Annotated in this window: 12 protein-coding genes; 4 read left to right on the top strand and 8 right to left on the bottom strand. The window is 71.1% G+C overall.

Annotation, left to right across the window (positions count from 1 at the left end):
- Positions 1–5: 5 nt before the first annotated feature.
- Positions 6–1,286, bottom strand: coding sequence for a phospholipase D-like domain-containing protein (locus tag JT723_RS20385; RefSeq protein WP_205046143.1), 1,281 nt, complete (start codon positions 1,284–1,286; stop codon positions 6–8).
- 438 nt (positions 1,287–1,724) lie between these two features.
- Here JT723_RS20385 and JT723_RS20380 point away from each other — a divergent pair, with 438 nt between their 5' ends.
- On the top strand, positions 1,725–3,035 hold the full coding sequence (locus JT723_RS20380; RefSeq protein ID WP_240165901.1) for a dicarboxylate/amino acid:cation symporter: 1,311 nt from the start codon (positions 1,725–1,727) through the stop codon (positions 3,033–3,035).
- 70 nt (positions 3,036–3,105) lie between these two features.
- Here JT723_RS20380 and JT723_RS20375 read toward each other — a convergent pair whose 3' ends face one another.
- Positions 3,106–4,035, bottom strand: coding sequence for an oxygenase MpaB family protein (locus JT723_RS20375; RefSeq protein ID WP_251513184.1), 930 nt, complete (start codon positions 4,033–4,035; stop codon positions 3,106–3,108).
- A 116-nt stretch (positions 4,036–4,151) separates the two neighbouring features.
- Here JT723_RS20375 and JT723_RS20370 point away from each other — a divergent pair, with 116 nt between their 5' ends.
- Positions 4,152–5,120, top strand: a complete 969-nt coding sequence (locus tag JT723_RS20370; protein WP_240165900.1) for an SDR family NAD(P)-dependent oxidoreductase — start codon at positions 4,152–4,154, stop codon at positions 5,118–5,120.
- A gap of 91 nt (positions 5,121–5,211) precedes the next feature.
- Here the strand turns inward: JT723_RS20370 and JT723_RS20365 are convergent, their stop codons facing one another.
- From JT723_RS20365 to JT723_RS20355, 3 genes are read right to left on the bottom strand one after another with little or no spacing between them, the layout of a single operon-like run.
- On the bottom strand, positions 5,212–7,968 hold the full coding sequence (locus tag JT723_RS20365) for a bifunctional YncE/alkaline phosphatase family protein (RefSeq protein ID WP_205046142.1): 2,757 nt from the start codon (positions 7,966–7,968) through the stop codon (positions 5,212–5,214).
- Positions 7,969–7,972: 4 nt separating this feature from the next.
- Positions 7,973–9,340, bottom strand: coding sequence for an ABC-2 transporter permease family protein (locus JT723_RS20360; RefSeq protein WP_205046141.1), 1,368 nt, complete (start codon positions 9,338–9,340; stop codon positions 7,973–7,975).
- Positions 9,337–10,281 (bottom strand): ABC transporter ATP-binding protein, encoded by a 945-nt coding sequence (locus tag JT723_RS20355; RefSeq protein WP_205046140.1) that lies wholly within the window; start codon positions 10,279–10,281, stop codon positions 9,337–9,339. The genes JT723_RS20360 and JT723_RS20355 overlap by 4 nt, the downstream gene beginning before the upstream one ends.
- A 374-nt stretch (positions 10,282–10,655) precedes the next feature.
- Between JT723_RS20355 and JT723_RS20350 the strand changes: the two genes are divergently transcribed.
- Positions 10,656–12,458: a pectate lyase-like domain-containing protein gene (locus tag JT723_RS20350; protein ID WP_251513183.1), complete on the top strand. Its 1,803-nt coding sequence runs from the start codon at positions 10,656–10,658 to the stop codon at positions 12,456–12,458.
- Between the two features lie 148 nt (positions 12,459–12,606).
- The gene (locus tag JT723_RS20345; protein WP_205046139.1) at positions 12,607–13,464 is read left to right on the top strand and encodes a DUF3152 domain-containing protein; all 858 of its coding nucleotides are present in this window, start codon (positions 12,607–12,609) and stop codon (positions 13,462–13,464) included.
- 150 nt (positions 13,465–13,614) lie between these two features.
- Here the strand turns inward: JT723_RS20345 and JT723_RS20340 are convergent, their stop codons facing one another.
- The 3 genes from JT723_RS20340 to narJ all read right to left on the bottom strand — a co-directional run bounded on the left by JT723_RS20340 (position 13,615) and on the right by narJ (position 15,687).
- Complete coding sequence (locus JT723_RS20340; RefSeq protein WP_205046138.1) at positions 13,615–14,163, bottom strand: hypothetical protein; 549 nt, start codon at positions 14,161–14,163, stop codon at positions 13,615–13,617.
- Positions 14,164–14,336: 173 nt separating this feature from the next.
- On the bottom strand, positions 14,337–15,059 hold the full coding sequence (gene narI, locus JT723_RS20335) for a respiratory nitrate reductase subunit gamma (protein ID WP_205046137.1): 723 nt from the start codon (positions 15,057–15,059) through the stop codon (positions 14,337–14,339).
- Positions 15,060–15,138: 79 nt separating this feature from the next.
- Positions 15,139–15,687: a nitrate reductase molybdenum cofactor assembly chaperone gene (narJ, locus tag JT723_RS20330; RefSeq protein WP_205046179.1), complete on the bottom strand. Its 549-nt coding sequence runs from the start codon at positions 15,685–15,687 to the stop codon at positions 15,139–15,141.
- Positions 15,688–15,764: the final 77 nt, after the last annotated feature.

The raw sequence follows: 15,764 nt of genomic DNA, 5'->3' as shown, positions 1-15,764 counted from the left end.
TCGGCTCAGGCCCCGCCGGCCCGGCAGGCCGCGCGGATCTTGTAGAAGAAGCTCAGATACTGCGCGTGGTAGGCGGCGCTGGTGATGCGTACCAGCGCCTGGTCCGACGAACGCAGCGACGAGCCGTCGAAGTTCGGACTTCCCATGTACACCCGCGGGGTGATGCTGCCGTTGTAGTCGCCGTCGATCAGCATGAACTTGTCGTGCGGGCGCACGTCGATGCCGGGCGCGACGTTGAACTTGCAGGGCAGGTACTCGATCCCGGCATCGCCCAGGATGCCGGTGACGGTGGAGTCGCCGCTGGCGTAGATGACGTCGATCCAGCAGCCCGCCGCCCGCAGCGCCGCCAGCTCGGTCGCCACCTGCTTGCGCGAGCCGAGGAAGTTGAGCATCACGACCCGCACGTCGGTCTGGTGCCGCTTGCCGTCGGTGCCGGTGTAGGCGCAGCTGACCTCCTTGAGCGCGTTCACGATCGTGTCGCTGTCGGGGTTGTAGTAGGAGGAGTCCTTGCGCGGGAAGAAGTACGCCCGGTAGGTGCTGCCGGTGGGCGTACTGCGGTAGTAGGCGTTGTTCCCCGTGCTGGAGTAGCGCGCGGCCCGCTCGGCCTCGTGGAAGGCGGCGTAGCCGTCGTAGACCGTCGCGTCGGCGAAGGTGACGGAGTCGTTGTAGGACTCGACCTTGTACCAGTCGCTGAGGTTGGACGAGGTCTGGAAGACCACCTTGCTGTAGCTGGTGCCGTCGTCGAAGGGGCCGATCCTGGAGAAGAGGAAGAACTTGTTGTGGTTGTAGGCGGGTCCCGGCGGCTCGGTCGCCAGGCAGCCGCGCTTGACGTCGTCGACCCCGTCGTCGTCCTCGAACCTGTCGTCGCACACGACGATCCAGGACGGCTTGCTGTCGTCGCTGCCCAGGCCCGTGGCCGGGTCCTTGAGTGCCTTCCAGGCCGCGGGGTCGGCGCCCTCGTACGTCGAGTCGTCCACGATGACCTTGACGCTGACACCCCGGTCGTGCGCGGCGATCAGCGCGTCCGCAACGCCCATGTCGGCGAACTCGAACATCGAGGCGCGGATCTCCTGGCCCGCGGGCGTCGCGTCGATCAGCCGGATCAGCTGGGTGAAGATCGCCGCCTGCTGGTCGGCGGTGCCGAGCGGGTCGTTGAAGACGGACCCGTTCACGACCGGCTTGGGCACGGCCGCGTGCGACCGGGTCGCACCGCCCACCAGACCCGCAGCGAGCAGGGCGAGCAGCGCGAGGAGTACCGGCAGGCGTGTCAGCCGCTGAGTCCGCATAGCGCTGGATGGTCCCGGCAGCGGGCGACATCGCGCCATGCACTCGGCGGAAGATGTCCGAACAGCGGAGCGCCCCGCCGGGGGCCTGGCCGAAAACCGTCGGCAGGGTGGGTGCTCCGGCGGCTTGTTCGTGTGTGATGAATGTATTATCTTTTTGGTCATGTCCAGTGCACACAGGGTCTTCGAGACGCCCGCGACCGGGGGAACCCCGCTCGTGGAGCGTCGGCATGTCGACCTGTGCCACTGCAACGGCGACCTGTGTAAGGCCTGACGCGTAACCGGCGCTCCGCGCCGACGCCTCACTTCCCGGCCCGGTCGTCCGCCTGCCGCTCCTGAACCGCCTCACCGCTGTCGAGGGCACGGCACCAGCTGCACCGCGCCGGCACACCCCCCTTTCGTGGTGCCCGGCTGTGTCCGCTCTCTTCCAGGAGTCCCCCCTTGCCTGCCTCGCTCAAGAGAACCCCGTTCTGGGCCCAGATCCTCGGCGGTCTGGTCCTCGGCGTCGTCCTCGGCCTGATCGCCCGCAACGGCGATGTGAACTGGCTCACCGAAACCCTCACCCGGATCGGCAACATCTTCGTCCAGCTGCTCAAGCTGGCCGTGCCGCCGCTGGTCTTCACCGCCGTCCTGGTCAGCGTCGTCAACCTGCGCAACGTCACCAACGCGGCCCGGCTGGCGCTGCGCACGCTGATGTGGTTCTGCATCACCTCGCTGATCGCGGTGACCATCGGCATCCTGCTGGGCCTGGCCACCACACCAGGTGACGGCGTCCACCTCAAGGCCGCCGCGCTGCCCGACGAGATCCACAAGGGCAGCTGGGTCGACTTCCTCACCGGCATCATCCCGACCAACGTGGTGGACGCCTTCGGCGAGCCCAACGTGCTGCAGATCGTCTTCCTGGCCGTCGTCGTCGGCGCCGCGTGCCTGTCCGTCGGCCCCAAGGCCGACCCGCTGATCGACTTCTCCAAGGTCGTGCTCGAGGTCGTGCAGAAGGCCCTGTGGTGGGTCATCCGGCTCGCCCCGCTCGGCACCCTCGGCCTGATCGGCAAGTCGGTCGCCACCTACGGCTGGGACCTGCTCAGGCCGCTCGGCACCTTCACCGTCGACGTCTACGTCGGCTGCGCGCTGGTGATGTTCGTGGTCTACCCGCTGCTGCTCGCCCTGGTCGGCAAGGTCAACCCGGTCAACTTCTTCCGCGGCGCCTGGCCCGCCATCCAGCTGGCGTTCGTCTCCCGCTCCTCGGTCGGCACCATGCCGGTCACCCAGCGGGTCACCGAGCGGCTCGGCGTGCCGCGCGACTACACGTCCTTCGCCGTGCCCTTCGGCGCCACCACCAAGATGGACGGCTGCGCCGCGATCTACCCGGCGCTGGCGGCGATCTTCGTGGCCGAGGTCTACCACGTGCACCTGGGCGTCGGCGACTACCTGCTGATCGCCTTCGTCTCGGTGATCGGCTCGGCCGCGACCGCGGGTCTGACCGGCGCCATCGTGATGCTGACGCTGACCCTCAGCACGGTGGGCCTGCCCCTTGAGGGCGTCGGCCTGCTGCTGGCGATCGACCCGATCCTGGACATGATGCGCACCGCGACCAACGTCACGGGCCAGGCGGTGGTGCCGGTCCTGGTCGCCTCACGGGAGAAGATCCTGGACCTGGACGCCTTCAACAACCCGCGCGACCTGGAGGACCCCGACGAGCAGACCGCGGACGCCGAGGCCGCCGGCGACCGCAGGGAGCTGGCCGGGGTCTGACCCCGCGCCCGCCGGCCCCCGGCCCTCCTTCGCGAGAGCCGGGGGCCGCGGCATGCCGGAGAACGGGGGCTCAGCCCTTCGGCGCGGACGCCCCGCTCCCGGGCGGCATCCGTCCCGGCCCCGGCACCCCGTCCGGCGGCGGTGTCAGCGCCCAGCGGATCACCCGGGTCAGGCCGTGGCCGGCCAGGCGTACCCCGGTCTCCTCCACCAGCGGCAGGTACGGCACCCCCAGCGGCACCCGGGACCACAGCGGCAGCAGCGCGACCGCGTTGGCGGCGAGCACCGCGTAGGCGGGCCGGGCGGCCCACGGCAGCGGGGGGTCGAGCAGCAGGAAGCGGGCGGCCTCGCGGGCCTGCGGGCTGGCCCGCAGCTCCGGGCGGTAGGCGTCAAGCTGCGCCGCCAGCTCCGCCTGGTCGCGGGGCGGGTCCAGGACCCCCAGCGCCCTCGCCACGTGGGCGGTGTCCGCGACGTAGGCGTCGTATCCCGCGTCGTCCAGCGGGCGGGCGCCGTAGCGGCGGTGCGCCCGCAGGAAGCTGTCCACCTCGGCCGCGTGCACCCAGCCCAGCAGGTGCGGGTCGGCGGCCCGGTAGGGCTCGCCTTCCGGGGTGGTGCCCGACACCCTGGCGTGGATCCCCCGCACGTGCGCCACCGCCGCTTCGGCGTCCGACGCGGTCCCGAAGGTCGTCACGGCGAGGAAGTGGCTGGTGCGCTGCAGCCGGCCCCACGGGTCGCCGCGGTAGCCGGAGTGCGCGGCGACGGCCGCCATGGCCGACGGGTGCAGCGACTGGAGCAGCAGCGCGCGCAGGCCGCCGACGAACATCGAGGCGTCGCCGTGCACCGTGCGGATCGGCCGGTCGGGCCCGAACCAGCGCGGCCCTGGTGAGCCATGGATACGCTCCCGGGTGCCGGGACCCCCGGGCCCCGCCACCCGTGCGAAAAGCTCCGCCCCGAGCCGCCGCCGCACCGCGCCGAGGCCGGGTATCTCCGGGTATGCCACCACGCTGCCACTGTACGTCCGGGGCGTACGCCCCCGGGAGGAGGGGATCCGGCGGCCCGCCCGCCGCGGCGGGGAGGCGGCCTTGCGGTGGAGTGCCCTCCAAGCCGTAGCGTCGGGCCATGACGTACATCACGACGCCACAGCAACCCATCGGATCGGGATTCGGTGCCAGGAGCACCACACACGACGTCCTGCGCGGTGTCGACCTGGCGGGCCGGCTCGCCGTCGTCACCGGCGGCTATGTGGGGCTCGGCCTGGAGACGACCCGCGCGCTGGCCGGCGCCGGCGCCCGGGTCGTGGTCCCCGCCCGGCGGCGGGAGGTCGCCGAGCAGGCGGTCGGCGCGATCGACGGCGTCGAGGTGGACGAGATGGACCTCGCCGACCTCGGCAGCGTCCGCGGCTTCGCCGACCGCTTCCTCGCCTCCGGCCGGGACATCGACATCGTCGTCACCAACGCCGGGGTCATGGCCTGCCCCGAGACCCGGGTGGGACCCGACGGCTGGGAGGCGCAGTTCGCCACCAACCACCTGGGCCACTTCGCACTCGTCAACGCCCTGTGGGAGCCGATCGCGCGCGGCGGCGCCCGGGTCGTCGCGCTCACCTCGCGCGGCCACCACATCAGCGACATCCGCTGGGAGGACCCGCACTTCAGGGCCGACGCGTACGACAAATGGGCGGCCTACGGGCAGTCGAAGACCGCGAACATCCTCTTCGCCGTCCAACTCGACAGGCTCGCGGGCGAGTCGGGGGTGCGGGCCTTCGCGGTGCACCCGGGGGAGATCCTCACCGAACTGGTCCGCCACACCCCGCGCGAGGAGCGGGTCGCGATGGGCTGGATCGACGAGGACGGCAACGTCAGCGAGCGCTTCAAGACCCCGGAGCAGGGCGCCTCGACCCAGGTGTGGGCCGCGACCTCCGCCGACCTCAAGGGCATGGGCGGCGTGTACTGCGAGGACGCCGACATCGCCCGCCCGGCGTTGGCCGGTGACACCTCCTGGCGCGGTGTGCGCTCCTACGCGGTCGACCCGGCACAGGCCGCCCGGCTGTGGGACCTGTCCGCCCAGCTGACCGGCGTCAACGCCTTCTAGCCGGCGCCCTCGTGGCGTCGCGCGCACAGCAGGGCGGCCCCCGGCCGGCGGTGTCGCCGGCCGGGGGCCGCCCTCGGGTGTCCAGGACCGGTCAGTCGTCGGCCTCGGCCGACGGGATGTAGGCGCCGGGGACGTCGTTCGGGGCGAAGATCCGGTTCTCACCGGGGTACGGCTTGGCCCAGTCGTGCGTCTCGTACCACGTCAGGTGGTTCATCTGGGCGGGGTTGGCGAAGTCCGGGACGGCGTTGGTGCCCGTCAGGCGCTGGTGCGTCTTCCAGGCGTTCCACTGCGCTGCGACCGGCGCCTCGGCCGCGGGCACCGTCGCCTTGGGCGCGGGCGCCGCGGCGGGGTCCTGCGGGGCCGGGACGTCCACACCGCACGACGGCGGGGTGGCCAGACCGGCGGTCAGTGACGTGCGGTTGGGCAGAGCGGTGAAGGGGGTGAAGTCCGGCTTCGACGTGAAGGCGCCCGCCATCGGGGTGGCCGCGCTGTCCTTCTGGTTCATCGGGTGGATCCCGAGGATCTGCTCGATGGTGCGGATCATGGTGATCTGCGAGTAGTAGTGGTTGTCGACCGTGCCGTGCTGGGCGTACGGGCTGATGATCTGGATCGGCGCCCGGTGGCCGTCGACGTGGTCAAGGCCCGCCTGGGAGTCGTCCTCGACGACGAAGATCGCCGAGTCCTTCCAGTACGGGCTGTGCGAGATCGTGTCGACGATCCGGCCGACCGCCAGGTCGTTGTCCGCGACCTGGGCCGCGGAGTTCGCCGGGCCGCCGGTGTGGTCGCTGGACAGCCAGAACATGTTCAGGTTCGCCGGGCCGTTCTTCGCGAAGTCCTGCTTCCAGATCTGCTCCCGGTAGACGTCGGGAACACTGGTGTCGAACTTCGGGAAGCCGTGCACCGACACGTCGTTGAGCGACGGGATCGGCGACGACGAGTCCAGCGGGTAGGCGGTGCCCTGCCCGGTCGCCTCCATGGTCTTGGAGTCGCAGTACAGGTTCTGCCAGGTGGCGCCGGCCGGCTTGGTCAGGAACTGCTGGAACTCGCCGAAGTCGCGCACGGTGTTGCCCGCCGCCTGCGCACCGCTCCACAGGAAGCCGGTCCGCTGGTGGCCCAGCGCGTCGTCCTCCGTGTCGTAGCTGCGCAGGTACTCCCCGGCGGAGGACTCCGTGTACTCCGGGTTGTCGGCCTGCATCAGCCAGTTGTGGCCCTCGGCGGAGTTCGTGCCGATGTCGTAGGTGTTGTCGTACAGCCCGAACTGCTCGGCCAGCGCGTGCTGGTTGGGCGTCACGTTCGCACCGAACTGCGCAAGCGCCGGGGCGCCGTTGCCCTGCGGCATGTCACCGAAGACCTGGTCGTAGGTCCGGTTCTCCTTGACGATCAGGAAGACGTGCTTGATCGTCGAGGGGTCGCCGAGCCGCACCGGCACCGGGACCGGCTTCTTGCCCTTCTGCTTGCCGTGGGCCACGGCGACGTCGTTCTTGCCCCAGCCGTTCTGCTTGAAGACCTTGGCGGTCTCCGAGCGGATCACCCGGTCGTTCGGCAGCGTGAACTGCGTCAGGCTCGACGTGGTGTCGTGGGTGCCGTGCCCCGCCGCCGTGGTGGGGCGCAGCGCGTCGACGCCGCGGGTGTTGGAGACCACGACCTTGTTGCCGACCGTGGCGATCTCGGAGGGGAAGTAGTCCGTCGGGAGCAGGCCGACGTAGCTGACCGGCTCCTGCGGGGAGGTGTAGCGGTAGACGGCGACCGCGTTGGCGCGGCCCAGCGTGACCAGCAGGTGGCCGTCGTCGGTGAGCGTCACCGCGTTCGGCTCGTAGCCGACCGAGGCCTCGGGCCACGGCTGGGTGGCGATGGTCTGCACGACCTTGCCCTTGGCGGTGTCGATGACCGACACGTCGTTGGTCGCGGTGTTGGTGACGAACAGCGCCCGGCCCTTGGCGTACATCGCCGTCGGGTGCAGGCCGACGCCGATGCTGCCGACGGCGGCGGCCGGGTCGGCCAGGTCGATGACGCTGACCGTGCCGGTGGTGGTCGCGCCGGTCACCGGGTTGGCGGGCACCTGGGTGTTGTACGAGTTGATGGTGCTCTCGCCGGGCTTGGCGGTACGGCCGCCCTCGTTGCTGACGTAGAGCTTGCCGCCGACCTGGACCAGGTCGCGCGGGGCGTTGCCGACGGTCCAGCTGTGGGTGATGGTGCCGGTTGCGGTGTCGATGGCCACGACCCGGTTCTGGCCGTTGACCGCGGAGTAGACGGTCGAGCCGTCGGCCGAGAAGACCGCGGCGCCCACCAGCGCGTGCTTCGGGCCGTCCGCCGGGATCTTGACGGCGACCGGGTTGGCAACGGTGCCGTCGGGGTTCACGGTGAACTTGGTGTAGCCGTCGGTCTGGCCCAGCCACAGCTGCTTGCCGTCGGGCGAGTAGGTGGGCCCTTCCTGGCCCACGTCGTTCCCGCTGATCCGCAGGTCCGCAGACGCGGAGTTGCCGACGAGCTGCTGCACCTTCCAGCTCTTGAGGTCCACGATGCTCATCGCCAGGCCGCCGTCGGTGATCGACGCCGCGAGGTGCGTACCGTCCGGGCTGACCGTGGACGACATGATCTTGCCGTTGTTGATGACGAGCCGGTCGCCGTACGGGGCGATGTACTGGTCGGCGGAGACCACCTGGCCGTTCTCCGTGATCTGGCCGACCTGCTGCGTGCCGAACTGCTGCGTCGAGGCGACCGCAGTGCCCGTGACACCGAGCGCGACCGTGATGCACGCCGTCACCAGCGCGCTCCTGCGGCCGACACGTCGACCGAGAAGGCTGATCTGCGCCTTCTCTTCCGTCCGACGCTGCCGTACTACCTGCATGGGATTATCCCTTCGGGGTGGTGTCGAGCAGCTCGACGTTGCCGTCGAACTGCCACAGCGGGTTCGGTGCGTCCCCGTTCGGGGTCCGTACCAGGAAGTAGCCGTTCACTTCCTTCGGCCCGTCGCCGTCGGCGACGAACCGCCCGTCAGAGGTGATGTCGAGCTGGTAGACGGCCGAGCCCACCGCCCGCACGCCGGGCAGGTGCCAGGACACGACGCAGCGCCAGTCGTTGCCCGCGCCCTCGGCGGTGCGCTGGCCGCCGCCCTTGTTGCAGGCCGCGGAGACCCGCAGCTGGGCCTCGGTGACGGCGGGCCGGTTCAGCTCGTCGGTCTGCATCCGGTAGAGGTGCGCGAAGGCGACCGCGACCGAGCGCTGGACCTTGTCCTGCTCGATCCCGGAGTGCATCGAGGGAGTGGCCACCGCCACCCCCGCGACGGTGGCGCCCAGCAGTGCCGCCAGCGGCAGCACACCGACGGTGACCGCGCGCCGGCCGTGGCCGTCGTAGGAGGCGTTGGTGAAGTCCCGGCGGACGAAGACGGCGTAGGCCAGCGCGGTCGCGACCACCGCCCACACCAGGCTCACCGCGACGCCGACCGCCAGCGGGCGCAACTGCCCCGGGTCGGTGAACAGCCCGCTCCAGGAGATGAAGGCGTAGCCGGGCAGAGCCAGACGCACCGCCACCGGCAGCGGCAGCATCTGCGCCAGCTGCATCGCCAGTGCCACCAGTGCGGGCAGCAGCAGCCCCATCGGGGACCGCCCGAGCGCCACCGAGCCGAGCAGCCCGATCGCGGCCAGCGCCAGCGTCGGGGCCAGCACGCAGGCCCAGGCCATCAGCACCTTGCCGGCCGCGTCCGACGGCGCCAGCAGGTGGCCGTCCAGGCCCACCAGCGGGTGGTTGCCGACCGCCAGCAGCCCGCCGACGATGCTGGAGGCGGCCAGGCCGACCACGAGCAGCAGGATGACGGTGAGGCTGGCCAGCGCCTTCGCGGCGAAGATCCGCCGCGGTGACCTGACCGCGACCAGCAGGTGGCGCCAGGTGCCGAGCCGGTCCTCGGCGGCGAAGACGTCGCCGGCGACCAGCGAGGTCAGCAGCGGCAGCGCCCAGGTGCCGGAGAAGCCCAGGATGACCAGCGACCCGGCCCATCCGGTGGCGTGCATCCAGCGCCCGAAGAGGGTGTCGGAGGGCAGTGTGCTCTGCTGGCTGACCGCGGCGACGAAGAGCGCGGGCGCCAGCCAGCAGGCCAGGACGACCAGCCTGACACGCCACTGCGAGACGAGTTTGACCACTTCGAAGCGGTAGCCGCGGGCCACCGAGACACGGGGTGGCCCGGCGGCGGCCGGGGCGGCCGGCGCGGTTGCGGTGGCGGTCATCGGCCGGCCTCCTGCGGTTCTGTGAGGGCGAGGAAGGCGGCCTCCAACGGCGAGACCACCGGCGCCAGTTCGCGGATCGCGACGCCGTCGCGCACCAGGTGCGCCACCAGTTCGTCCAGGGCCGGCACCAGCGCGCGTACCACCAGCGCCTCGGCGCCGCGCCACTCCGCGGCGCTGCCGGCGACGTGGACGTCCGCGGTCCCGTCTGCGATACGGCGGGCGGTCTGCGGGTCGGAGGTCAGCAGCCGGTAGTCCAGCTCGCTGTTCTCCGCGGCCAGCTTGCTCAGCGGCCCTGTGAAGACGATCCGCCCGGTGGACAGGATGGTGACCTCGGAGCAGAGCGCTTCCAGGTCGTCCATGCGGTGGCTGGACAGGACCACGGCGGTGCCCTCGGCCGCGAGGCGGGTCAGCACGCCGTGCACGTGCTTCTTGCCCGCCGGGTCAAGGCCGTTGGAGGGCTCGTCGAGCACCAGCAGCCGGGGCCTGGTGAGCAGGGCCGCGGCGAGCCCGAGCCGCTGCCGCATGCCCAGCGAGAAGCCGCGGGCCTTGTCGGCGGCCACGTCGGTCAGCCCGACCTGGTCGAGCGCGTCGTCGATGCCGGCGCCCCGCGCCCGGCGCCCGCCGCGGAGCGCGGCGAGCGCAGCGAGGTTCTGCCGGGCGGTGAGCGAGGGGTACAGACCCGGGCCGTCCACGAAGCCCGCGACGCCCTCCGGGGCGGTGAGCGCCCGGCCCACCGGGGTGTCGAGGATGTCGAGACTGCCGCTGTCTGCTGCGGCAAGGCCGAGCAGCAGGCCCAGCAGGGTCGTCTTGCCTGCGCCGTTCGGTCCGACCAGGCCGTGGATCTGACCCTGCGCCACATCCAGATCGATGCCGTCGAGTGCGACGACCTCGCCGAAGCACTTGGTGATCCCACGAGCCCGGACTGCGGGGGGAGTGTCCATGAGTCCCTTCTTTCGCAAACCTCCAGGGAGGTTAGGGAGGGCACAAAGCCCGGGCACGAACAGTGAGTTGAACAACTGCTGAACGGGAGTCGACGGCCTCCCGCTGCACCTGTGCCCCCCTTGCCACCGCAGTCCCGCGACCACCGCAGGCCACGGGCAGGTCAGAGCGCGGCACCGTCAACCGGACCGGAGCGCTCCGTGAATCCGGGACAACCGGCCGTTCCGTGCCTTTGCGTTCATCTTCTGGACGGTTCATGACCACTTCTTTATTGACGCTGCATGGCCCTGGTGCTTCACTTCGTCCCTGAGAGCGCTCTCTCGCGGTTCAGGACCAACCGTGACCACCTCCCCCATCCACCACTCCAGGGAGAGCCGTGTCCGTTATCCCCACTCGCCGTTCCGTGCTGCGCGGGGCGGCCGTCGCCGCCGCGGTTCCGCTGGCCGGCGGCATCGCCACCGGGTCAGCCTTCGCCTCGCCGTCCCCCGCGCACCCGCACAAGGGCGCCGACCTCGGCCCCAACGTCCTTGTCTTCGACCCCTCGATGGGGGACGCGGCGATCCAGGCGCAGTGCGACGCCGTCTTCGCCATCCAGGAGTCCAACCAGTTCGGCGACGAGCGGTACGCGCTGGCCTTCATGCCGGGCACGTACAACGTCGACATCAACGTCGGCTTCTACACCCATGTGCTGGGCCTCGGCGACAGCCCCGACGACGTGCTGATCAACGGCCATGTCACCGTCGACGCCCAGTGGTTCGACGGCAACGGCACGCAGGACTTCTGGCGGGCCGCGGAGAACATCAGCATCGCGCCCCCCGACGGCCTGGAGCGCTGGGCCGTCGCGCAGGCAGGGCCGATGCGCCGGGTGCACGTCAAGGGCGACATGATCCTGATGCCCAGCCCGCCCGGCAACGGGTGGTCCAGCGGCGGCTTCCTGGCCGACAGCGTGGTGGACGGCCAGGTGAACTCCGGCTCGCAGCAGCAGTGGCTGTCGCGCAACGACACCTTCGGCAGCTGGACCGGCGCCAACTGGAACATGGTCTTCGTCGGCGTCGAGGGCGCCCCCGCCCAGTCCTTCCCGACGCCCCCGATGACCACCGTCGACCGCACCCCGGTCGTCCGCGAGAAGCCGTACCTGACGGTGGACCGGCACGGCGACTACCAGGTCTTCGTGCCCGCCCTGCACCGGAGCAGCACCGGCACCACCTGGGCGGACGGGCGCACCGCGGGGCACAGCATCGCGCTGTCCCGCTTCTTCGTCGCCAAGCCCGGTGACTCCGTCGCCGACATCAACCGGGCGCTGTCCAGGGGCCGGCACCTGCTCTTCACGCCGGGCATCTACAACCTGTCCTCCACCATCCACGTCACCCGCCCCGGCACGGTCGTGCTGGGCCTGGGCTACACCACGCTGCGCTCCACGCACGGCAACACGCTCATCGAAGTCGCCGACGTCAGCGGCGTCACGGTGGCCGGTGTGCTGGTCGAGGCCGCCTCCAAGCACACCCCCGTGCTGCTCAAGGTCGGCGAGGGCCGCAGCCGGCGCCGCCACACCGACGACCCGACGGTGCTCTACGACGTCTTCGCCCGGATCGGCGGCGCCATCGCCGGCGGCGCGGGCATCAGCCTGCAGATCGACAGCAACGACGTCATCTGCGACCACCTGTGGCTGTGGCGTGCCGACCACGGCCTGGACGGCACGGTGGGCTGGACGGTCAACCCCGCCGACACCGGCATCGTCGTCAACGGCGACCACGTCACCACCTACGGGCTGTTCGTGGAGCACTACCAGAAGTACGAGGTGATCTGGAACGGCGAGCACGGGCGCACGTACTTCTTCCAGAACGAGAACCCCTACGACGTGCCCACCCAGTCCGCCTGGGTGAACGGCTCGACCAAGGGCTACGCGGCCTACAAGGTCGGCGACCACGTCAGGGACCACCAGGCCTGGGGTCTGGGCAGCTACTGCTTCTTCAACCTCAACGCCGACATCTACACCGACGCGACCTACGAGGTCCCCGACACCCCCGGTGTGGTCTTCACCGACCTGATGACCGTGTGCCTCAACGGCGCGGGCGGCGGCGGCATGCTGCACTGCATCAACAACAGTGGCGATCCGGTCCAGAACGGCTTCGCTGTGTTCAACATGAAGAGCTATTCGAACGGTGTCGCGGTCGTCTGACCGTCCGCTGCTGCGCCCGGGACGGGGCGGGTCCGCCAGGGACCCGCCCCGTCCCCGTGTCCGTGCCGGGGGCCGGCGCGCAGGCCTGTTACGGTTCCGTGACTCGTTGGGCCAGTGGCTATCACCTGGCGCGACCAGGGTGAATGCCATGCAGCACGGAAGCAGACGCAGGCCGCGGACCCCGGCACGGGCCGGGTCAGGACACGTAGGCGGGCGCGGCGCCCCGCGCAGGCGGCGCGGGCTGTACGTGCTGTGCACGGTGCTGGCCGTGGGGCTGGCCGGTGCGGCGCTGGCCAACCGGCACCCGGGGGAGTCCTCGGCCGCGGACGGGACGGGGAAGGGTGCGGACACCGGCAGCACGGCGCCGCGGGCGTCCGCCCCGGCACCGCACGCGCCCGGCAAGGCGCCGCGCCGGACACCGCAGGCGGCGGGGGACGCAGGCCCTGACAAGGGCGCGGGGGTCTTCAGCACCGCCACCCTGTCGGGCAAGCGGGTGGGCCAGGGTCTGGTGCGGCGCTACAAGGTGCAGGTCGAGCAGGGCACCGGGGTGTCGGCGAACAGCGCGGCCCGGGAGATCGAGGACATCCTCGGCGACCCCCGCGGCTGGACCGCCGACCACCGCGACGCCTTCCAGCTCGTCTCCGGCGGCACCTACGACTTCGTGGTGAAGATCGCCAGCCCGGCGACGGTGGACGCCATCTGCGGAGCCGCGGGGCTGCACACCCACGGCGAGGTGAACTGCGACGTCGGACCGCAGGTGGTGGTCAACCTCAAGCGCTGGAACACCGGTTCGCCGGAATTCCCCGGACCGGTCGCCGAGTACCGCGCGCTGATCATCAACCACGAGGTGGGTCACCGGATAGGCCACGGCCACGAGGGCTGCCCGGGCCCCGGGCGGCCGGCCCCGGCGATGATGCAGCAGATCGACGGCCTGCACGGCTGCGTGGCCAACGCGTGGCCCTATGACGCCCAGGGGCACTACCTGGGCGGCCCGCACATTCCCTGAGCGGGCCGGGCCGGGAGTTGCCCGCACCCCCTCGGGCAACTCCCGGCTGCACACACATAGTTGACCAATCATCACGTCCTGCCAGGACCGGGGGCCGCCACCGAAGTGGCGGCCCCCGCTCCTCTGCCGCGGCCTAGCGGCGGCGCGGGGTCACTTGCCGATGCGCGGCAGGCTCGCCAGCGGGCCGGGCAGCGCGGTGTTCGTCTGCTGGGCGCGCATCAGCGCGACGACGGCGCCGACACCCGACAGGATGAGGCTGATCCAGAAGCTGAAGTCGTGGCCGCCACCGGGGCCGAAGTCCGAGTGCGCGAAGATCGCGATCACGTAGAGGACGAATCCCGCCCCGAACGCCAGGAAGGACAGCTGCCGTGCCGGCGCGGGCAGTTGGACGGCGGGGGAGAACAGGCTGACCGCCAGTACGGCGGCGCCGGCCACGGTGAGGACCATCGCGAGCCAGGCTATGAAGAGGCCGTGGTCGAAGTGCCAGGCGCTCCAGGTCTTGCTGAGCTTGATGCCGAAGCCGCTGTAATCCCACTTGTAGTAGTTGAAGAACGAGAAGATGAAGACGATGAACCCGATTCCGAGAATCGCCCAGTCTCGGCGGTCGACCGATGACGGGTCGAAGGAGTTTCCTGACGGACCGGCGGAGTTCGGCGGCTGGGCCGGCGGGCCGGACGGCGGCGGCACATCGTACGACATGGTTCTGGATCTCCCTGCTGCGGTGGTTCAAGAAACACTTGGGGAGCCGAGAGTAGCGGCAGGCCGCCCTGTGCCGTAACCAGTTCGCCCGGCCTGGATCGCATGAGTTGAATTGACCGTGTTGGTGCGGATGGTAATTCCCGTGGCGTGAGTCGCTTTTCCGTGCGCACGGTTCAAACGTCCGTGAATTCCTCCCAGCCGCGCGGCCGCGGCTGCTCGGTGAGCGGGCCGCGGCTGCGGTAGACGATGTAGGGGCGGAAGAGGTACTGCACGGGTGCGCTGAACATGTGGACCAGCCGGGTGTAGGGGACCACCGCGATCAGGACCATGCCGATGACGGCGTGGATGCGGTAGGTGAGGGGCGCGCTCTGCATCAGCTCGGTCTTCGGGTCCAGTGTGAACAGGCTGCGCGCCCAGGGTGCGATGGTGCTGCGGTAGTCGTAGCCGTGCGAGAAGGAGGAGTTGGACAGCTTCGCGTACAGCCCCATCGCGATCTCGCCGACCAGCAGCACGTACATGAACTTGTCGTTGCGGGTGGTCGCCAGCAGCACGGGTGCGTTGGTGCGGCGGCGGTAGACCAGCACCGCGATGCCGGCGATGGCCAGCACTCCGGCGATGGTGCCGCCGATCAGCGACAGCAGGTGGTAGGCGCGCTCGTGCACGCCGGTCGCGTCGGTCCACGAGGCGGGCACGAACAGGCCGAGCAGGTGCCCGGCCAGCACGAACAGGATGCCGTAGTGGAAGACCGGCGAGGCGACCGACAGCAGCCGCGACTCGTGGATCTCCGAGGAGCGGGTGGTCCAGCCGAAGGCGTCGTAGCGGTGCCGCCAGACCAGCCCGCTGACCAGCAGGGCGAAGGCGAGGTAGGGCAGGGCGCCCCACAGCAGGGTCGTCATCGGCGCGGCTCCTGGTCGGTGCGGGGGCGGTCGGTGCAAGGGCGGGGGCGGTCGGCCTGCGGGGCGGCGCGCCGGCGCGTCATGTGCTGAGTACCGGCAGCAGGCCCAGGTGCCCGTACGGCGTCAGGCCCACCTCCTCCCGCGGCGGTCCGCTGCGGGCCGTCGCCATCGCGGCGGCCCGGTCGGCGGGCGAGGCCCCGGGAAGCGTGGCGCACACCGCCTCAAGCGCCGCCGCATACGGTGTGCCGTCCTCGGTGAGGGCCAGCCGCAGCAGTTCGAGCGCCGGGCGGTGCTCGCGCAGCAGCACGTCGGTGCGGGCGGCGGCGCTGAACTCCAGCACCACGGGCAGGAAGTCGGGCAGTTCCTCGCCGACCGGCTCCAGGCCGTGCTGCCGGTAGCGCTCCTTGAAGCGCACCAGTGCCTCGCCGCGGCGGCGGGTGTCGCCGTCGGTCCACCACGTCAGGTGCAGGCAGTGCCGGGTGGTGAAGTCGAAGGTGCGCACATAGCCGGCGGTCAGCTCCGGCAGCGCGGTGCCGCCGAGGTGGTCGAGCAGCGGCCGCAGCAGCTGCGCGGGCCGGGTGCCGGCGGCTTCCAGCGCGGCCCGCAGCAGCGGGAGTTCGGCCGGCATCTGCCGGTCGGGGTAGCAGAGCAGGCGGGCGGCAGCCTGGTGGACGACCGCCGCCGCGTGCCGGTCGCCCCCGGCAC

The organism is Actinacidiphila bryophytorum (assembly GCF_016916835.1).
GTDB lineage: Bacteria > Actinomycetota > Actinomycetes > Streptomycetales > Streptomycetaceae > Actinacidiphila > Actinacidiphila bryophytorum.
This window is presented reverse-complemented; position numbering and strand designations above follow the sequence as displayed.